11 protein-coding genes and 2 pseudogenes are annotated in these 19697 nt (G+C 67.1%); 6 read left to right on the top strand and 7 right to left on the bottom strand.

From position 1 onward, the window contains the following. Nucleotides 1-36 precede the first annotated feature (36 nt). Nucleotides 37-381 carry a hypothetical protein gene (locus HDA30_RS01205; protein WP_184240853.1) on the top strand — a complete coding sequence of 115 codons (345 nt, stop codon included), beginning with the start codon at nucleotides 37-39 and terminating at the stop codon, nucleotides 379-381. Between the two features lie 3 nt (nucleotides 382-384). Here HDA30_RS01205 and HDA30_RS01200 read toward each other — a convergent pair. Then, nucleotides 385-927 (bottom strand): annotated as a pseudogene (locus tag HDA30_RS01200) (transposase); the annotation flags it as partial. Nucleotides 928-996: 69 nt separating this feature from the next. Between HDA30_RS01200 and HDA30_RS01195 the strand changes: the two are divergent. Beyond that, nucleotides 997-2171, top strand: a protein-coding gene (locus tag HDA30_RS01195) for an IS3 family transposase (protein ID WP_184240852.1) whose coding sequence is annotated in 2 segments (ribosomal slippage) — nucleotides 997-1281 and nucleotides 1284-2171 — 1173 coding nt in all. Because the reading frame shifts where the segments join, the coding sequence is not laid out codon by codon here. A 31-nt stretch (nucleotides 2172-2202) separates the two neighbouring features. Here the strand turns inward: HDA30_RS01195 and HDA30_RS01190 are convergent. Beyond that, a pseudogene (locus HDA30_RS01190) lies at nucleotides 2203-2907 on the bottom strand (IS256 family transposase); the annotation flags it as partial. A gap of 669 nt (nucleotides 2908-3576) precedes the next feature. Between HDA30_RS01190 and HDA30_RS01185 the strand changes: the two are divergent. After that, entirely contained in the window at nucleotides 3577-4113 is a 537-nt protein-coding gene (locus HDA30_RS01185; protein ID WP_343059256.1) for an LPD29 domain-containing protein, read from the top strand. Between the two features lie 228 nt (nucleotides 4114-4341). Continuing rightward, on the top strand, nucleotides 4342-4764 hold the full coding sequence (locus HDA30_RS01180; protein ID WP_184240850.1) for a hypothetical protein: 423 nt from the start codon (nucleotides 4342-4344) through the stop codon (nucleotides 4762-4764). A 125-nt stretch (nucleotides 4765-4889) separates the two neighbouring features. On the opposite strand, the gene HDA30_RS01175 is transcribed toward HDA30_RS01180, so the two are convergent. Then, nucleotides 4890-5573, bottom strand: coding sequence for a Fic/DOC family protein (locus HDA30_RS01175; protein ID WP_184240849.1), 684 nt, complete (start codon nucleotides 5571-5573; stop codon nucleotides 4890-4892). Nucleotides 5574-5576: 3 nt separating this feature from the next. Further along, nucleotides 5577-5783: an antitoxin VbhA family protein gene (locus HDA30_RS01170; protein ID WP_184240848.1), complete on the bottom strand. Its 207-nt coding sequence runs from the start codon at nucleotides 5781-5783 to the stop codon at nucleotides 5577-5579. Between the two features lie 473 nt (nucleotides 5784-6256). Between HDA30_RS01170 and HDA30_RS01165 the strand changes: the two genes are divergently transcribed. Next, entirely contained in the window at nucleotides 6257-6841 is a 585-nt protein-coding gene (locus tag HDA30_RS01165) for a hypothetical protein (protein WP_184240847.1), read from the top strand. After that, nucleotides 6838-10545, top strand: coding sequence for a MobF family relaxase (mobF, locus tag HDA30_RS01160; RefSeq protein WP_184240846.1), 3708 nt, complete (start codon nucleotides 6838-6840; stop codon nucleotides 10543-10545). Before HDA30_RS01165 ends, mobF begins: the two co-directional genes overlap by 4 nt. Before the next feature lie 5 nt (nucleotides 10546-10550). On the opposite strand, the gene HDA30_RS01155 is transcribed toward mobF, so the two are convergent. From HDA30_RS01155 to HDA30_RS10710, 3 genes are all read right to left on the bottom strand, one after another. Beyond that, on the bottom strand, nucleotides 10551-11537 hold the full coding sequence (locus HDA30_RS01155) for a BsuBI/PstI family type II restriction endonuclease (protein ID WP_184240845.1): 987 nt from the start codon (nucleotides 11535-11537) through the stop codon (nucleotides 10551-10553). Next, complete coding sequence (locus HDA30_RS01150; protein ID WP_184240844.1) at nucleotides 11534-12985, bottom strand: Eco57I restriction-modification methylase domain-containing protein; 1452 nt, start codon at nucleotides 12983-12985, stop codon at nucleotides 11534-11536. The genes HDA30_RS01155 and HDA30_RS01150 overlap by 4 nt, the downstream gene beginning before the upstream one ends. A gap of 61 nt (nucleotides 12986-13046) precedes the next feature. Continuing rightward, the gene (locus HDA30_RS10710) at nucleotides 13047-19655 is read right to left on the bottom strand and encodes a helicase-related protein (protein WP_184240843.1); all 6609 of its coding nucleotides are present in this window, start codon (nucleotides 19653-19655) and stop codon (nucleotides 13047-13049) included. Nucleotides 19656-19697: the final 42 nt, after the last annotated feature.

Genomic DNA, 19697 nt, shown 5'->3' with positions numbered 1-19697 from the left:
GGGGCCGACCTCTCTCCAGACCCGGAAGGTGCCTACGTGAGCCGAATCGTCCTCCCGCCGCACCTCAAGGAGCACGACTGCGGACTCTGGTTCGTGCTCACACGCGCCCCGTGGTGGTCCTACAAGGCGTACACCTATCTGAGTAAGCCGGAAAAGCCCCGCGACGTCCGATGGCTAAACCGGGCCAAGAGGTGGCTCGTACGGATCATCCTGTGCTCCCCCGCGCTCATGGTCGTGTTGCTGCTCCTGCGCGGCCTCCCTCTCACCCTGCCGTGGCTTGTCTTCTGTGTGGCTCCGCTCGTGATTTACCTCTTCCTTCCTGCGGTCCAGTACCTGCGCGGTCAAGTCCCTGGAAGTGGTGTAACCGTCTTCGAGGCATGAGAATCAGGCCAGGGCCGGCATCACCTCCGTGCCCATCACGGTGCCCGGTTCTTGCGTGAGGGGCTCGCGGCAGCGGGCCAGCAGCTCGAGACCGAGGTACCGGCGGCCCTCGGCCCACTCATCCGTCTGCTCAGCCAACACGGCCCCCACGAGCCGCACCACGGCATCCCGGTTCGGGAAGATGCCCACCGCGTCCGTGCGGCGCCGGATCTCCCGATTCAGGCGCTCGGCAGGGTTGTTCGACCAGATCTGGGACCACACGTCCTTCGGGAACGAGATGAACGCGAGGATGTCCTCCCGAGCAGCATCGAGGTGCCCAGCCACGGCGGGCAACCGCTCGGCCACGTAGTCCAAGAGCCGGTCGAACTAGGCGTGCACCGCCGGCCCGTCAGGCTGGTCGTAGACGCTGTGGAGCATGGCCTTCACCGCCGGCCACATGGCCTTCGGGGTCACCGCCATCAGGTTCGCGGCATAGTGCGTGCGGCACCGCTGCCACACGGCCCCGGGCAGGTTCGCCGCGATGGCTTCGACCAGGCCACGGTGGGAGGGGACTGATGCGCGTGTAGGTGACATACGATCTGTGGTGTTCCCACACTGCAGGGAAGGATGTGCACCATGCCCGCCCCCTACCCCCAAGAGTTCCGCGACGACGTCGTCCGCGTCGCCCAGAACCGTGAGCCCGGCACCCACTTGAGGCAGATCGCGAAGGACTTCGGGATCAGCTTCTCCTGTCTGACGAACTGGATGCGCCAGGCCGAGATCGAAGCCGGGAACAAGCCCGGCACCACCAAGGCCGAGGCCGAAGAACTCCGCGCAGCCCGCCGGAGGATCCGGCTGCTCGAGCAGGAGAACGAAGTCCTCCGCCGGGCTGCGGCCTATCTCTCCCAGGCGAACCTGCCGAAAAAATGATGTACCCGCTCGTGTCCGAGCTCGCCGCCGACCAGATCCCGGTCGTGGTGTCCTTGCGGGTCCTCAAGCTCGCCCGCCAGCCCTACTACCGCTGGCGGGACCACCCCGTGAGTCCCTCCCACATCGAGCAGGCCTACCGGGCCAACGTGCTACACGACGCGCACCTCAACGATCCGGAGTTCGGGTACCGGCTGCTGCGGGACGAGGCCGAGGCGGCCGGGGAACCCATGGCCACCCGGACTGCCTGGCGGCTCTGCCATGAGAACCAGTGGCACTCCGCATTCGGGGCCAAGCACGGCAAGAACGGACGCCGCCCAGGCCCGCCCGTGCACGATGACCGCGTCCGCCGGGACTTCTCTGCCGAGGAGCCCAACCGGCTGTGGTTGACCGACATCACGGAGCACCCCACCGGTGAGGGCAAGCTCTACCTCTGCGCGATCAAGGACGTGCACGCCGGGCGGATCGTGGGGTACTCCATGGCCTCACGGATGCAAGCCTCGTTGGCCGTGAACGCGCTCGAGCAGGCCGTGGCACGCCGCGGAGGCACCGACGTGGTGGCCGGGTGCATCGTGCACTCGGACCGCGGCTCGCAATTCCGCTCGGCCCTATTCCAGGACGCCCTCACCGCCCACGGGCTGATCGGGTCCATGGGCCAGGTCGGTGCTGCCGGGGACAACGCGGCCATGGAATCCTTCTTCGCGCTGCTGCAGAAGAACGTGCTGGACCGAGGGCGATGGGACACCCGGGACGAGCTGCGCGCCGGGATCATCACCTGGATCGAGCGGACCTACCACCGCCGACGCCGGCAGGTGCGCCTGGGCCGATTGACGCCCGTCGAGTACGAGTTGATCATGGACCACACGCCCGCAGACCCGGCGTGAAGATGCCTGTCACCTACACGTGCACCAGTCCCGAGTCCGAAGTCACCAGTCTCACCCCGTGAAGGCCGCGGGCGACCAGATCAGCGAAGAACTCGTTCCACGCCGCGCCTGACTCCGTGGTGGCCACCCGCAGCCCGAGTACCTCACGTCGCCCGTCAGCGTTGACGCCGGTGGCGACCATGGCCACCGCGTTGATCACCCGACCACCCTCGCGAACCTTCATGGTCAGGGCGTCCGCGGCGAGGAACACGAACGGGCCGGCATCCCCCAGCGGGCGGTGCCGGAACGCGTCGATGTGCTCGTCCAGCTCGGCGGCCATCCGGCTGACCTGGGACTTCGAGAGCGAGTCGATGCCCAGCTGGCGCACGAGCTTGTCCATGCGTCGGGTGGAGACCCCAGCGAGGTAGCAGTCGGCGACGACCGTGATCAACGCGGACTCGGCCCGCTTGCGTCGCTCGAGCAGCCACTCTGGGAAGTACGTGCCGGCGCGCAGTTTCGGGATGGCCACGTCGATCGTGCCGGCGCGGGTGTCGAGGGGCCGGTGGCGGTACCCGTTGCGCTGTGCGGTGCGGGTATCAGAAGCGGTGCCGTACTCGGCGCCGCAGACCGCGTCTGCGTCAGCGCTGAGCAGGGCGTTGATCACGGTCTGCAGCAGGTGGCGCAACAAGTCCGGCGAGGCTTCGCCGATCGCTTCGCGTAGCAGGCGTTCAGGGTCGACAATGTGAGGAGCGGTCATCGTGGTGATGTCCCTTTCGAGAGTGCTGTGGAAGGTTCACTCGAAGGCTCCCACGGTGACCGCGTCCATGCTGGGGACGGTGTTGGCGGCCGGGGAGGGTTACACCACTATCAGGGACTCAACTTACTGACGGTCGGCGCATTCCCGCTTCTGGCACGTCTACGCTTGGGGCCCCTAGCTGTTCGGCGGAGAAGCCAAGATGGGCCCGAGTCGAACAGCGGGTCTAGGGGCGTCGGCGCTCATGCTGAGGAGCCCCTAGCTGTACAGCGGCCGACACGCTGCGCGACCTCCAGGACGCCGTGAACGGTCACCGCGGTGCTGCGCTCGGCCTCTTGGGGGCTCTACGCCGCCCCCAAACCCCCGCGTCCGCGGCGGCGCGGCGGCCGGCACCCGTCCTCCGCTCGCGCGCGGGGCGCGCTCCCTGCGGACGGCTTGGTGGCCGTGTGCGCACCTCCGTCATGACGTCCTGAGAGCACCGGTGGTCCGGCGATGATCCTCACCTCATGCTGTGGTCAGGGGCCAGGGCAGGCATGGACGAGCGGGCGGGGAGGGCAGTCATCGTTTCCAGGTCACCGAGTGCGTGAGTCAGGAGAGGCCAGACGGGTCGAGTGCAACGCTTGCCCCCGCACGACTTCCTGACCCTGAGGTTCGCTGTATGATACACTTGTCGTGTTAGGACGGGGAGGCCAAGCCCCGCACCGGCCCGGGCGGGATCACCGCCCGGACTCACTCACGAAGGAGAACGACCATGACGGAGCAGTACGCCCCCAAGGAAGCCGCAGCCGCAAGGCGCTGAAGGCCACCTGGCCGATGACGAAGTTCCGCGTTCGCATGGCACGCGGCACGGCTGCCGGGTGGGTCAATGTCGAGTGGACAGACGGCCCCGATCATCTGCACGTGATGGCGCTGCTGAGCATGTTTGAGTCGAGCCAGCACGAAGCACCGGCCTGCGAGGGGGCTAGCCCGTGGCGCATCTGCGCAGGGGAAGCACACTGGGTGCGCGAAGGGATCGTCACCTCCCGCGAGATCAGCCAGGACGCCCGCGAGAAGGTCCAGCGCGAGAATGTCCGACAGGCCGACGATGGCACGTTCTACGGCATGATCGACACCCCGAAGGGTCCGCGCATCATCCCCGCGCCGAGCCAGTGGACGACCGCTGAGAGCGTGGCCGCGCGGGTGGCTCGGGACCTCTCGTTCCAGTCCTGAGTCAGCTAAAACGCGGCCCCGCCATCAGGGCGGGGCCGCCGCTGCGATGATCGCGGCGCACTGGATCGCGCATCTCGTGTCCTGACACGAGAAGACCCCCGCCCCCAGTCGGCCAAGACGGGGCGAGGGCCGGGCCGCCGGCCCCTGAACGGGGCTGGCGACTCACTCACAAGCCACGAGGGAACCACGTAGCCCATTCAGGGTAACGGTGAGAGCGAGGAGATCGCGATGAGCAAGGCAGAGCAGCAGGTCGTGGAGGCCGCGGCGCGGGTCCGGGAGACAGCCGAGGCCGTCACCGCGACGAAGGATGCACGGAACGCGGCGATGCGGGACGCGGCAGCGTCGGGGCACGCCACGGCGGCGATTGCCCGCGCGGCGCGGATGGCTCGCCCGCAGGTGCACAACATCATCGCCGCAGGTCTGGGGACGGTGGACCCTGGCGATGTCCTGGCCGCGGTCACCGAGACCGCCGAAGCGGCACGCCAGGCACGCACCGCGCGGCACGCTGCCGTCCAGGCCCGTGACGCTGTTCTCGTCGAGGTGACCGAGTCGGGCGCGATGACCGCCGCGCGGGCCGCAGACCTGGCCGGTCTCCGGCCGTCGCAGGTCAGCGAGACCCGTGCACGTGCTCGCGCGGCCAACGAGTCCTGACCGGGTCCGGGGCGGCTTCGGCACCGTGGTGCGGTAGTTGGCAGGGGCCGACCCTGGGTCGTCGCGCGAACCGTGCCGAGGTGTCGGTGGCCGGGTTGGGTGCGCGCGCTGGCCGGGCGTTGCGGTCAGTTCAGGTCGGGGCCGGTGGTGTCCGGGGCGAAGTCGAAGCCCATGCCGATGATGTGATGCCATTCCGCGTCCGCGGCGTCACCCGTGCGTTCAGTCTGCCGTGGGTAGATGATCCGCTGCATCATCTGGCGTAGCGGGCGCTTGTCGCCCTCGTCGTTCGCGAGTCGGCAGGCGTGATCGTTCTCGGCTCCGACCGCCGCTCGCCACTCGATCACCCATCCGGCGTCGTAGGCGACGCGGGACCAGAACAGCCGTTGCGTCCGACCGTTGCCCTCTCGGAACGGGTGGATGTAGTTCAGTTCTTCGTAGTAGTCCGTCAGCCCGTCCACGAACCCCGCACGGTCTCGTCTGCGCAGGTGGTCGTCCTCACGCAGCCGTTGGGCGAGGAAGCTCGTCGCGGTCGGGATCACCGCGCACGGCAGGAACGCAGCCGCGCCGTCGACGTTCTTGCGCATGTCCACGGTCCGGACCTGCCCGGCCCAGGTATAGACGTCTTGGAATAGGTACCCGTGAATCCGCCGCAGCTCGTCCAGGTCGCCGGAGACGGGCCACTTCCTTTCAGCGAGTTGCAGTGCCCGCCAACTAGAAAGGTCGCCCTCTGCATCCGCGAGAGCGACCTTGTCTGTGATCCCTAGTTTGTTCCGGAGCACACCCGTCTCCGGCTCGACGTACGGGTCCATCCCTCAGACCCTCCGGTGACGCGCCAGCGCACGCTCCAGACCCTCGTCCGAGGAGATCACCCCTGCGACGTAGAGCTGCATGTCCGCCTTCGTCTCGGGCGTCAGCTCCTGTCCTTCCATCCGCAGGCTGTGCTCAACCTCCTGCACGGCCCTCGCGCGTTCCGCTTTCGTCAGTCGCGCCGACTGCTTCGTCTCCGTCTTCGTCGCCATGCTCGTCCCCCTTGATTCGCTGCTCTCATTCTACCGGCGGCACCCGGCCACCACGGCCGCTGCCCCCCCCTGCTCGTCCGGCCACGCCCGCCCCGTCCACGCACCTGATGCGCGACCAGCCGGCCCGGCCGACCCGCCGCGGAGCAGCTCCACCCGTCGCGACCGCCGTAGGCGCGGCAAGCCGCGCCGTGCGCCGCCCGCGCAGGTCCGCTCCTCGCTCCTCCGTCGCGGAGCAGACCTGCAAATTTCCTTTCACACGTCTGGCACCAAGGTGCACTGGTGTCACGCTGGGCGTGACACACCGTCGTCATGCTGGGGAACGAATCCCCGACATGACGACCCCTCGCTCCTGCGCCCACTGCGCACTCCCGCTTCCAGATGAGGCAGCACGCGCCCGCCGCTACTGCTCCCCTGCATGTCGCAGCGCGGCCTACCGCCAGCGGACAGCGCAGACGGCTGTCCATCCGGCAGTCGTGCGTGTCCGTGACCTCGAGTCACAGCTGATCGCGGCCGAGACCCGCATCGGTCAACTGACCGCCTCGAATGTCCGCAAGACCGACCAGGTGAAGCACCTGGCCACGCTGCTGTCCGCCGAGCGGCGCAGCGCGGACAACGCCCTGCATGGCCAGGCTGTCCGGACCGCTGCTGTCCGGCAGGACAATGCGCGGTTGGCCGGACAGGTGGCCGACCTGCGCCGGTCATGGTCGATGGCCACGGCGGACACGGACCTCTCGCCGGAACAGGTGGCCGCGCTGCGTGACCGGCTGGCCAGCCTGCGTGACCGGCTGGCCAGCCTGCGTGACCGGCACGAGGAGCTGGTCACCGCGTACCAGCGGCTGTCTGCTGCCGCCGAGGTGGCCGCGGCCGAGCGCGTGCAGTTGCAGGGGATTGTCCGGCAGTGGGACACGCTGTGCCGTCGTCTGGCCAAGGCGGTGGCCGGACAGACGGTGAGCGCGGCGGACAAGAAGATCCTGGCCACGCACAAGCGGTTCCGGTCTGCTGTGGCCGGACCTGACCGTGGCCGTCCGGCCAACGAGAACGGAGGTGACCGGTCGTGACCGTGTCCATTTCGAAGATGTCCATCGACTACTACCTGGACAGCGTGGCCACTGGTGACCGGTCCCTGTCCCCCGAGGCCGTGGCCAGCTCCCGGCGTGACCTGACCGCCTACTACACCGAGGCGTCCGCCCCGCCTGGCCAGTGGCTGGGCCGTGGCCTGGCCGGGACCTCGCTGTCCGCTGGCCAGGAAGTGGCCAAGCTCGACGCGGTGTCCATTTACGAGATGGCCAAGGACCCGGACACTGGCCGAGCGCTGGGCCGGGCACCGATCCGCGAGGTGGCCGCACCCCAGGACGCGAAGACCCCGGCTGGCCGGACAGCGAAGTCCACGCGCAAACCCGTGGCCGGGTTCGACCTCACGTTCTCCCCGCCGAAGTCGGTGTCCGCGCTCTGGGCGATGTCCGGCCCAGCCCTCCAGGGCGAGATTCAGGCAGCACACCGGCAGGCCATGCAGGAAGCCCTCGAGTGGGTCGAGGACAACGTGCTCCAGTCCCGCGCTGGCCACGGCGGCGTGGCGCACGTCCCGGTGAGCGGTCTAGTGGCGTCGGCTTTCGATCACTGGGACTCGCGCGCCGGTGACCCCCAGCTGCACACCCACGTCGTCATCTCGAACCGCGTGCAGCGGCTCTTGGACGATCAGTGGGCCACGCTGGACAGCTACACGTTGCACCGGCACGTCGTGGCGATCTCCGAGAAGTACAACGCGTTGCTGTTCGACCGGCTCCACGGCCAGATCGGTGCTCTACCGGAGTCGCGTGACCCGGCGCTGTCCGAGGCGATGGAGCAGGTGCTCTCTGGCCGGGAACTCGACGCGGACACAGCCGGTCAAGCGTCCAGTCACCGGATCGAGCTGTCCGGTGTGCCGGACAGCCTCATCAAGGAGTTCTCCACCCGGTCACGCCTGATCGAAGCCCGCAAGGACGAGCTGATCCAGCAGTGGCAAGAGTCCAACGGGCGTGAGCCCTTGGCGGCGATCGTGCTCAAGCTGCGTCAGCAGGCGACGTTGGAGACCCGGACCCCAAAGGACGACTCGACGCAGACCTTGGCCGAGAAGATGGTCGGCTGGCGTGACCGCGCTCTGGCCGGTGGCCACGACCCCTCGGCCATCGTGTCCGCTGCTGTCGGCCATGACCGGCGCACCGTGACCGCTGACCAGCTCACCCCGGACGCCAGGGAGGCCATGGCCGCCTGGGTGCTCACCGACGCCTCGGTCCGCCGCACCACGTTCACGCGTGCGAACGTGCTGGCCTCTGCCGAGCGGGTGCTGGCCCTGGTGCGGTTCGACTCGGCGCAGGCCCGCCACGAAGCAGCCGACGAGCTGGTCGAGATGGCCCTGGACCAGGCCGTGTCCCTCACCCCGGACAGGATGGCCGCTCCCCCGGAGTTCGACCCGGCGCTGTCCGCCCCCGGTGGCCGATCCGGGCTGGACCACAAGCGCGTGTCCGGGGTCTGGACCACCCGCCAGATCATGGACGACGAGTCGTTCCTGATGGACCGTGTCCGCGCCGACGACGCCCCGGTCATCGACCCGGCCACGGTGTCCGGACAGGTCGCGGCCGTGACCACGAAGGACGGGCACACCCTCTCGGCTGACCAGGCCCGCGCGACCGAGCACGTGCTGTCCTCTCCTGCAGGGATCGACGCGATCATCGGCCCGGCAGGCACCGGCAAGACCACGACGATGGCAGCCGTGGCCGAGTTGTGGTCACGCGAGCACGGTGACGGGTCGGTGGTCGGTCTCGCTCCGTCGGCGGTCGCCGCAGGTGTGCTCCGCGACGAGCTCGACATCGAGACGGAGAACACGGCGAAGTGGTTGTTCGAGTCCGTCGGTGACGGTGCCGCACGCAGGGCCCAGCGCGTGGCCGGGCTTGAGACCAAGCTCGCCCAGCTCTGGGACCGGTCCCCCTCCGATTCCCGGACACGGCAGATCGAGTCGGTCACCGCTCGGCTAGCCGAACAGCACGCCGAACAGGCACGGTTCACGCTGCGCCCTGGCCAGCTGCTCATCGTGGACGAGGCGTCGATGGTGGCCACCGCACAGATGGCCGAGCTGGCACGCCAGGCCGAACAGGCCGGGGCGAAGGTGCTGCTCGTCGGAGACCCCGCGCAGCTCGAAGCCGTCGAGGCCGGTGGCTTCCTCGGCTGGATGGACCGGGCCGACGACGTCGACGTGGCCAAACTCGACCAGGTCTGGCGGTTCCGGAACGAGTGGGAACGCACCGCGTCCCTCGACCTCCGCGAGGGCGACCACGACGTGCTGGAGACCTACGCCGAGCACGGTCGCATCCACGGCGACAAGGACGTCGACGCCGCCGACGCCGCGTACTCCGCCTGGCTCACGGACAAGCACCAGGGGCTATCCACGATCCTCATCGCCTCGGACAACGCGACCGTCGCAGACCTGAACGCCCGCGCCCAGGCCGACCTGGTGGCCGAGGGCCTGGTGGACATCGAGACCACCGTGACGCTGCGCTCCGACGTGACCGCCGGTGTAGGCGATGAGGTTCTGGCGCGCCGCAACGACCGGTCACTGCGAGACTCGACCGGCCAGTTCATCGCCAACGGCACCCGCCTGACGCTGACCTCTATCCAGTCCGATGGGTCGGCCGAGGCCGTCGTGGACTCCACGGGAGGCACGGTCACCCTCGACCCCGACTACCTCGCTTCCTCAACGGAACTCGGGTACGCCAGCACGGCGCACCGCGCGCAGGGCGTCACCGTCGACACCGGCCACACCGTGGTGGAAATCGGTCAGTCCCGCGAGCTGTTCTACGTCGCCATGACCCGCGGCAAGCATGCCAACCACGCCTACGTCGACCTGGCCGAAGACGACCACCCATCCCCGGATGAGTGGGGTCTGCTGCACCGCACGCCGGGAGCCGAGACCCCTGTCGGTGCCCTCAAGGCCGTCCTGGATCACTCGATGGCCGAGCGGTCCGCGCATGAGGTCCACGCAGGAGAACGTGCCTGGGCCAACGACCTGGGCCGGATGGTCCAGGAGTTCGAGTTCCTGGACTGGGCCGGACGAGCCGAGCGCACCTCAGCGTGGATCGACCAACACTTGCCCGACCCAGGCCAGAACCAGGCCATGCGCGACCCCGAACACTGGGGCAAGCTCGTCAAGGCCGACCCCGCCCAGACCCTGCCGGACGCACCGACCGCGGACGACACCCCGGTCACTGTGCTCACCCGATGCTCGCTCCTGCCGCCCGCCGACCCGATCGAAGCCGACACCGATCAGCCGCCAACGTCCCGCGACGACGCCGTCGAAGACACCCGTACACGCCTAACCGCTGAACTCGACCACCAAGTCGCCAGCATGCGGAACGAGCCGCCGCAGTGGCTGACCGATCTCGAGACCGAACGACCCATCACCGATGACGCGCTGCGTCGCGTGCTGATCTGGCGCGCCGTCTCCGACCAAGACGACGTCGAAGACTCGGCACTCGGGGACAAGCCCGACGACACCGACGCCACCGCACACCACTACCGACGCGCGGCCGACAGCATCCACATCACCGACGACCCGGCCAATTCCGCGAGGCTCCACCAGGACGCAGACGCACGCGTCCACACACTCACGGACAACGCCGTTGATTGGGGATGGGTCACCGATCTTCCCGACGACATGGACCCCACCGCCTGGGACGCAGAACCGGACTGGTCGCCACGCGTCGATACCACCACGGCCCCACAGCTGTGACGGACCTACCCCTCGTCAATGCTCGAGGGGGCCGTGTATGGGCCGAGGAATTTGTCCCCATTCAGGTGGATCATGTGAGTCGGGTCAGAGGCACACCATGCCTCCGTCTCCCACGCCAGTTCGGCAAGGAACCTCCGCATAGTCGCGCGATCGGGGAAACATGAGACGTACACCAACCCCGCGGTACTACCAGCGAAGAGCGCCTGGAGTTCTCCATGACGCTTGGCATCTACGGGTCCGTGAGTAGAGGCAGCTTCCATAAGGAACAACCAGTTCTTCTGCGGCAGGTAGACCACCAGGTCGGGAAGCTGGCCGTGAGTATCAACCGTGACCCCCAGAGACCCCAACGCGTCGGCGTCAAAGTGTGCAAGCTTTTCGTCGGCGTCACCGATGTAGAGCACCTGCCCACCCGGTGCGTAATACCCGCAGAAGTCCTCAATCATGGCCTTGATAAGGACGTTCTGCCCTCCACCGCTCAAGGACAACGCCTTACCACCGGGAAGAGTCACCGGGATGCGCGTCATCTCTCGTGCCGCCCGGTACTTGGCCAGCAGCCCCGGTGCCTGTTCCAGGTATGACTCCATCGCCGACGCAAACCCCGGAGTGGCGAACTGGGACAGTACTTCCAACGCCTTGGGGTTGATGCGGTAATTGTTCTTACTCGAGTTCGGCGCTCGCCCGGGGTCGTCGTCGTTGTAGATCACGAAACCGGCGTCGCGGAACTGGTGCAAGGTCTGCCGCCGAAACGTCTCCCGAGTATTGGGAGCGTAGAGGTTGCCCTGGTTCGCCGCGCGGATCTGTGTCCCATATACGTCGTTGATGTACTTGCGGATGCCGTCCACTGTCATCATCGGGTTCTTCGCCGTCGCCCAGTCGTCATCAGGTCCAACCTGAGCGAGCGCGAGCAAGATCAACGCCGAGCGCAGATTTGTGCGCCCAGCGTCGAACCCGAACGCCTCCAGAATCTGAGAAGCCTCATTCGTCTTGGTCATGCCGCCACCCCCTTTGCGTCCAACACTGCGTCCAAGGCCGCGTCCAAATCGCCCTGCGGTGATGTCGCAGCCGCTAGAGCTCGTAGGGCACTCCTGGAAGGGAACCTCATCTGTCGCAGATCCGTCGCGTTGACCTGGGTATGCCCGGAAAACACACGGAAGTACGCGTCCACGCGACTGGTGTTCAAGTACGCCGTCAACCCCCGAGCCACGGCGCTGTCGATCCCTTGGCCGTCCTGGTGGATGAAGTTGACCTTGTTATCGAATGCTGCCTCTGCCTCCGATTCCCAGACACCAGCCACGATCCTCCTCCGCTCCTCCTTCGCGGAGAACCGCTTCACGAGCACATAAGCAGCTCCCCCGGGGACGAGCATTTTCCGGTCTTGGGCATCACGCGGGACAAACCACTCCGGCTTGCGGGGCTTGATGGGATGGCCCACCCCCTGCTGCCGGACATGGCTTGCATGGATGAGCGGGACGGCTCCAGGTTCATGGGCGGCGACGATTGCGTCTCGGCTTCTGAAGTCGACGACCCGGCCCGTGGAGACGGCCAGACCCAGATCCTCTAATGTGCACTGAGCATTAGCCTGCATCCAGGCGACCGCCTCTGCGTCGGCTGCTGTCGCTGGGACATGCACAAAGTCCGGCGTAACGATCTGCTCGTACGGGACAGTGCGGGTCACGATTTCGCCGATATGGTCTGTCGAGGTCGACACTTCCACAGTGTCCGGATGTTGGCCCTTGGTAGCGCTGACGATGATGGACTCCTGAAGAACGCCAGTGTCCCCGAAGACCTTCGAGCGGCTCTCGAACGTGTGGATGGCGTCGATACCGACGTCCTCCAGGAATGCACGGCGGAACCGTGCGTAGTAGGTGCCGTTCATCCACGATCGCGGCGTGATAGCAACCTGCTGTCCCCCGGGCTTCAGAAGCTGTCCTCCAAGCGTGAGAAACGCCGCATAGATGTTGGGTACGTAGACGCCACTAGCCCGCAGACGCCGCTGGTCGACGCTGTTAGCAGAAAGCTTCGCGTAGGGCGGGTTCTGGATGACGAAGTCGAATCGTTCTGACGTTGTGTCAGCCCACACCAGGAAGTTCTCATCGACTAGCTCGGTGCTCACATCCCCGAGTCCCTCGAGCTCACGCAACGTTGCAACCAGCGCTGCCCCCAGCGCGGGGTCATCCTCGACCGCTGTGATGTGCAGTCGCGTCCCGGGACAGTCTGCCAGGAGACGGTGCACGAGAGCCACGCTGAGCATCCCAGTACCGGCACCCGGATCGAGAATCCTCACCTCCGCCGTGCTCGGATCGCGCGGCAACGCCGCCATGATCTCGGCAGCACGTGCTGGCGTGAAGTACTGGCCTCGACGCGCCTGCTCCTCTGGATCCAAGGCTTCGAGCGTCATCCGACGCCGTTCCTCAGCCTCCACCAACAAGGTATCGCTCATTCCCCCACGCTTCCTTCTCATCACTTCCAGGGCGCAAACAGCTCCCTGCCTTCCTTGTCGCTTATCGTTCCATGTGCCCAGCCGCGGTCGGACCATCCACACCATGCTCCGGCCATTTCACGGAGATCGCCTGGACGTGCTCAGGCGCCGCCTTCTCGATGTCCTGCATCGACGGCCCCGACGCGGGCCTGGTCGTGTCCGCCGCGCTCGGCATACGTTCAGTCCGGGCGATTGAACTTGTCCCGACCCCCACAGTGTCCGGCTTCGGCGTCTGGTCCGGTACCGACCCTTCGACCGCCCGTGCACCGAACGTCTTCTGCGGGTCGAACTGCCCGTCGACCTCCCAGATGTGTCCGGTCATGCGGCTGCTGACTTCGAACTCCTGACCGTCCGCGCTTCGCAGGCTTAGCACCCCGTACGGTTCCCGCTGGCCGTCGTAACGCGTAGCGACCTCCTCTCGCTGGCCGATGACCTGGCCGATCTTCACGCCGTCCGGTCCACCGTTGGACACGCTGTACGGGCTGACGGTGTCCACCACGAGTGTCCGGCCAGACCAGTCTGCGGCCATGGGCATGTCCTTGACCGGGCACGCTTTGACTGGCTGTCCGGCCTCGGTGTCTAGCTTGGCCAGCTCGTGCAGGGACAGCGCCGCCCGTGTCCGGCCATGCACGGTCACCATGCTCGTTTCCTTGCGCCTGCACATGCGCTCCTCCCCGTCCTGTCCGACGTACGTAATGTCGCGGTTGCCGCCCTGGCCGGGGCTGATGACCGTGACCGCTTCCTTGGCCGTCGCGTTCCGGTCAATGTCCGGGGCCATGACCGTGTCGCCTGGACGCAGTCCGGCCACCTGAATGGCCGTGGTCTTCTCGCCCCACAGCCGTGTCCGTTCCTCCTCGGTCAGCTGGACCGGTGGCGCCGTCTTCCACAGACCCCGCACTGCTCTGTCCTGGAACTGGCTACGGTCACGTGCCTGTCCGGTGTCCGGACTGATGGCCACCCGCGACGCCGGCCCGTAGGTGCTTGGTGTCAGGCGGACCATGTCACCGGCGTGGCCGAATCCGGGCACGTCCTCCAGCAGCACTTCGCCAGGCAGGAACTCGCGCGGGTGGCGCTTCAGCGCTTCCTCAGCTTCGGCAGCGCGTCGAGCCGCTTCCTTCTCCGGTGATGTCGCGTCGAGCCGGATCACCGGCGAGCCATAGCGGACGAACTTCTCGTTCGGGATGAACTCTCCGGTCTCGGAGACGATCATGTTGCCCTTCTCGTCCAGCCGTCCCTGACGCACCTGCTTCTCGGTGACTATCTGTCGGTTTCCACGTGAATCCGTCTCGTACTGCGCGTCGAGTTCGCGCAGTACCTCGCCGTCGTAGCCGAACGCGGAATCGGCCCGCTGGACGATGTCGTGCCGGTCCAGGTCGGCCGTCATGCACTCGCGCTCCAGCTCGGACAAGCCCGTCTCACGGCGGACCACGAGGTTGCCGTCTGTCACGAGCATGTGCGCAGGCATCGACTCGGAGGGCTCCTCGTCGGCGGGCCAGGCCCACAGCGTCCGCTGTTGATCACCGACCGAGTCAGTGGTGTACCCCACGGCGTAGAACGCTCGGTGTCGTTCCCAGATATCGCCCTCGCGTGGCGTAGCCATACGGCCCAGTAGGCCCCGCTCGCCCAGCTCATCAGCGGTGTACTCCGGCACGTCCGGCAGACCGACCTCGTCGTGTTCGTCCTGCATCTCCGCTTGCAGCACACCCAACTCCCGTTGCTTCTCGGCCAGCTCACCCGCCTTCGGAAACCCCTCATCCAGACCAGTCTTCAAGTCTGGAATCTCGGTGGCCAGGCGGTCGAGTTCGGCCTTGTCCTTGGACAGCTGCTCGGGAATCGATGCCACGAAGTTCTCAGCGGATCGGACCACACCGGCAGGTGAGACCTCCTCGCTCAGCACCTGCGGCACATGCCAGCTCTTCCGTACGCTCGGCTCATCCATCGGCACGAGGTAGACCCGCTGTGCGTGTCGCACCGCCCCCAACTCGACACCGCCGAGCGTGCCGACACGGCGCGGCTCGCTCGGGTCCATGAAGTCGGGCCGGTCACTTCGTGCCGCCTCACGGCGCAGCGCATCGCGCAGCACCTTCCCAGCCTCTTCGCGCACCGTTGTCGTCCGTCCATCCGTCGTCGTGAACGAGAACGCGTCCGCCTCGGTGGACACGACCTTCCCCGACACGTCGATCAGCGCGTCTTGCCGACCGCTAAGCACCTGCTGACGGGTCTCGAGGTTGTTCACCTCGACGCGCTGGGACGCACGCTGCTGTGCCCACGCCGACTGAGCGCGGGTCAGCGCCTCGACGTCCATCTGGAGCTCGGCCAGCCGCATCACGCGCGGGTCGTTGGCCAGCACCGCCGCTGCCGTCGCACCGGACAACTCAAGTCCGGCCACCACGTCTTCCATCTCGCGACCACTGAGCTGCCCGTTCTTGACCTGCGCGATGAACGCGGCCTTCCTGGCGATCATGTCCCAGCTGTAGACGTCGAACGTGTTCTCCGTGGCCCACGAGTAGATCTTCACCTCCTCGTTCTGGTTGCCCTGCCGGATGATGCGGCCCTCGCGCTGTTCGAGGTCAGCCGGACGCCACGGCACGTCCATGTGGTGCAACGCGGTTGCTCGGGTCTGGATGTTCGTGCCGGTGCCCATCTTCTGTGTGGAACCGATGATGACGTTCACGCGTCCGTCGCGGCACTTCTCGAACAGCTCCTTGCGGGCTTCGTCGGTCTTTGCCTCATGGATGAACGCGACCTTCTCCGGGTCCATCCCGCGTTCGACCAGCTCTTCGCGCAGACCGTCGTAGACGCTCCACTCGCCATCGTCCGAGGGCGTCGACTGGTCGCAGAACACGATCTGCAACCCGCCCGTGGTCGCCGACGGCTTTCCGTCCGACCCCAGATACACGTTGTCCTTGGTCCGTTCATGCTCACTCATGATCTGGTCAGCAACCTCGGCCACTCGGCCACCGTCGGGATCACGGGGCAGCCCGACCAGACGCGAGTCGAGCGCAACCCTCCGCCCGTCCCCGACGATCACGAGCATGTTGTCCCCGCCCTTGACTGGACCGGACCTCTTGGCCTTCTCCACGCGGTCCTTCAGGGACTCGACGTATTCCTGGACCTGTTCGGACGGCTCACGCGCCATGAGGATGCGGTCACCGGTGGCGACCTTCGGCAGCTTCGTCTCCAACTGGTCACGCAGCACGACGTCCGTGAACGCTGAGTTGATCGACATCAGCTCCGGCACGTTCACGTACTCGGAGACCTTGATGACCTGCTGGAACCCGTCGCCGGTGACGTTCGGACGCAGCTGCGGTTTGACCTTCGTGAACGCCTGCCCCCATGACGTCACCGAGTCCACGTGCGCGGCCTCGAGCAGATCGGGACGCAGGTAGTGCTGCATCACCCACATCTCGGCCATGTTGTTCGCCACCGGAGTGCCCGTGGCGAACGTGGCCACTGCGGGCTGGTAGCCCGGCCCGGCGACCCCGGCACGCTCGGCTGCCTCCTGCTTCACCTCACGCAAGGCGCGCAGCTTGAAGTCGAGGTCCATCGCACGTCTCGACCCGGTGCAGGACAGCTCGGACAGGTCTGAGGAACGGGCCAGGTTCTTGTAGTGGTGCGCCTCGTCAACGAGCAGATAGTCGATCCCGGTCTCCTCGAACGTGACTCCCGGGTCGGTGTTCTCCTTGACCTTGGCCGACTGCTTGATCAGGGCTTGCTTCGCCTTCTCCGTGCGCTTGACCCAGCCCACGTCCTGGTTCTCTCCGTCAGTGGCGCGGTCCAGTTCGGCACGCGCGTCGTCCAGCCACTTCGCCTGCTTCGTCGGATCGATCTGCACGCGCTCGAACGTGGTCTGCGGCATCACGACCACGTCCCATTCGCCCGCGGCGACCTGGGCCATCCAGCTCTGCCGCTCAGCCGGATTCAGTCCCGTCGGCACGGCCAGCACATTCGCGTCCGGGTACCACTGAACTGCTTCGGTGGCGATCTGGTCGACCAGGTGGTTCGGGACCACCATGCAGGGTTTCGACACGATCCCGGTGCGCTTGAGTTCCATCGCGGACATGATCATCGAGCCGGTCTTGCCCGCCCCGACGACGTGATCCAGCAGCATCGTCGGTTCAGCCACTGCGCGGGCGACAGCCGCGCGCTGGTACGTGTACGGCGTCATCGCATCCGACAGCCCCGGCAACGACAGCTTCGCGCCTGCCTCCGTGTAGTCCGGAGCGACCGACGAGTTGAACACGTCGTTGTATCGCCGCTGGAGGTCCGCGACACGCTCCGGGTCTTCCAGCATCCACGTCTGGAAGTGCGCCCGAATCTCATCGACCTTCGCCCGTGCCGCCGCGGTCGCGGTCTCGTCCTTCACCCGCACCCCGTCGCCTTCGTCCTTCGTGACGGTCACGGTCTTCATGTTCATCGCCGACACCATCAGCTGCGCCGGGGTCCGTTCCTTCGTCCCCCACTGGTACCGCACGGCCGGGTCGAGTCCGCCCTTGGGCACCTCGACTTCCCACGCATCCGGCCCTGGGTTCAGGCGCACCTGGCACTGCGCCTTCAGCGTCTCGGACACGAACTGCCGGTAGGTCTCCTCGGGAATCCAGCGCACGCCGACGTTCACGGACACGTCCTGCAACGCGATCTCGTCCGGCACGACCGACTCGAGCGCCCCGACGTTCTCCCGGAACCGGGCGTCAGTCTCCATCGCCTCCCGCGCCGTCGCCAGCTTGGCTCGCACGTTGCCGGACAGATACGTCGTCTTCGGAACCAACACGCCGGTGCCCGGTTCCTCGAACACCTCCCCGCTCAGACGCTCCCGTGCGGTCTCCGCATCCACGTCGAGCAGCTCCGCGACACGGTCCAGGTCGACCCGTCGGGTCTCCTCCATGCTGATCGCGATCGCGTCCTCGACCGACTCCGCATGGTCAGGTCGCGTGCGATGCGTGACGACATCACGGGTCAGCAGTGCCCCCGGTGCTGCGCTCTGGGTTGTCGGGTCGAACGCCTCCATCGACTTCAGCAGCCCGAACTTCGGATCACCGGCCAACCACGCAATGTGGGGCTGTTCGCGCTTCTTGAAGACCTCCCGCGAAACCTCCTCTTCCCACTCGGCAGCCAGGTCCTCGGGCACGGGAACGTCAGCAGGCGCGACGTCGCCGTCCTGCGGCAGCGTGTCCCGCCACTCAGCTTCCAGCTCGCGCAGGTGCGCGGTCCGCTCCGCCTTCAACGGTGGACCGAACTTGTCCTTACCGCGCCCCAGCGGCCCGTACTGGTCCCGGTAGCTCTCCCACAACTCGCGCAGCTCCGCTCGCACGCGCTCACGCTCAGCCTCCGGGGCACCGTTGCGCTGAGCAGCAAGCACCTCGGTGGCCTTGTCCCGCAGGGACAGGATCGCCCGCGCCTCCGGGGCGAGCTTCTTGGTGACGCGCACCTGTTCCCAGACCATCCCGGCCCGGTACTGCTCGAACTGCCGCTCGTCCTCGTTGTAACGGATGTGACCGATTTCGGCTTCCGGTTCCGGCTCGAACCGCAACCCCGCCTCCGTGTCGACCTCCACGGCCGGGACCGGGTCATAGCCGAGGCTGCCACCCAGCCGCGCATCGAGGACCTGCTCGTTCAGGCTTGCCCGCACTTCCTCCACCACGTCGGTACCCGCCCACGCGCCAACCTGGTACGTCGGTCCGAAAGCTGAGCTGGCGTACCCCACCTGGCCCAACACCCGGTTGGGATGCTTGGAGAACCACTTCGAGTACGACACCTGGTGCTCCGCGCCGTCTCGGTCGGTCACCGTGATCTGGCCCGGCTCGACCCACGCGTTCACGGCACGCTGGTCCACGTCCTCGCCCGGCTTACGTCGACGGAACACGAGCACGTCAGTCTTCACGTCGGTACCTGCGCTAGCCTGCATCGCCCCGTTGGGCAGCCGCACCGCACCGACGAGGTTCGCGTATCGGGCCATCTCCCGTCGCGCGGTCTCTCGCTTGGCGTCCATCGTGTGCGTCGAGGTCATCACCGCGACGTAACCGCCCGGTGCCGTGTGCCTGAGCGACTTCACGATGAAGTGATTGTGGATCGAGTGCCCGAGCGCATTGTGCACCGGGTCATGCAGCGAGAACTCCCCGAACGGCACGTTCCCGACGACAGCATGGAACGAGTCCTCCGGCAGGCTCGTCTTCTCGAACCCCGCCGCGTGAATCTGCTGATCTGGGTGCAGGTGCGCCGCGATCCTGGCCGTCGTCTCGTCGACCTCGACGCCGACCATCTGCGCCTCATCCGGGGCCAGACCGATGAACTCACCAGCACCGCATCCCGGCTCCAGCACGGGGCCACCCTCGAAACCGGCGCTCTCCAGCGCCTCCCACATCGCGTGCGCGATGTCCGTGTCGGTGTAATGCGCGTTCAGCGTCGTCGCACGCGCTTGAGCCCAGCCCTGCGGTCCCAGCAGCTCACGCACACGCTGACGATCCTCGGCGCTCACGCGCTCGTCGCCGTCATCGAACACGAACGGCAGCGCGCCCCACGCCGACCATCCGGCCAGTGTCTCCTGCTCCGCCTGCGTCGCCGCCCGCTGCTCTTCCTCGAGCGTGGCCAGAACCTCGAGTGCGGCCAGATTCGCGGCGAACCGCGCCTGCACCCCCGACGGGCGGCGCGAGCCGCCCGTCCACGGCTCACCTGC

Source organism: Micrococcus cohnii (assembly GCF_014205175.1).
In the GTDB taxonomy this organism is placed as follows: Bacteria; Actinomycetota; Actinomycetes; order Actinomycetales; family Micrococcaceae; genus Micrococcus; species Micrococcus cohnii.
Note: the sequence above shows the minus strand (reverse complement) of the source record. Positions and strands in the feature narration are given on the sequence as shown.

Bases quoted from the DNA above. Each gene is read 5' to 3' on its own strand.
- HDA30_RS01175 (WP_184240849.1), bottom strand. From the start codon at position 5,573: ATGGACCCGTACGTCGAGCCGGAGACGGGTGTGCTCCGGAACAAACTA.
- HDA30_RS01170 (WP_184240848.1), bottom strand. From the start codon at position 5,783: ATGGCGACGAAGACGGAGACGAAGCAGTCGGCGCGACTGACGAAAGCG.
- HDA30_RS01180 (WP_184240850.1), top strand. From the start codon at position 4,342: ATGAGCAAGGCAGAGCAGCAGGTCGTGGAGGCCGCGGCGCGGGTCCGG.
- HDA30_RS01150 (WP_184240844.1), bottom strand. From the start codon at position 12,985: ATGAGCGATACCTTGTTGGTGGAGGCTGAGGAACGGCGTCGGATGACG.
- HDA30_RS01155 (WP_184240845.1), bottom strand. From the start codon at position 11,537: ATGACCAAGACGAATGAGGCTTCTCAGATTCTGGAGGCGTTCGGGTTC.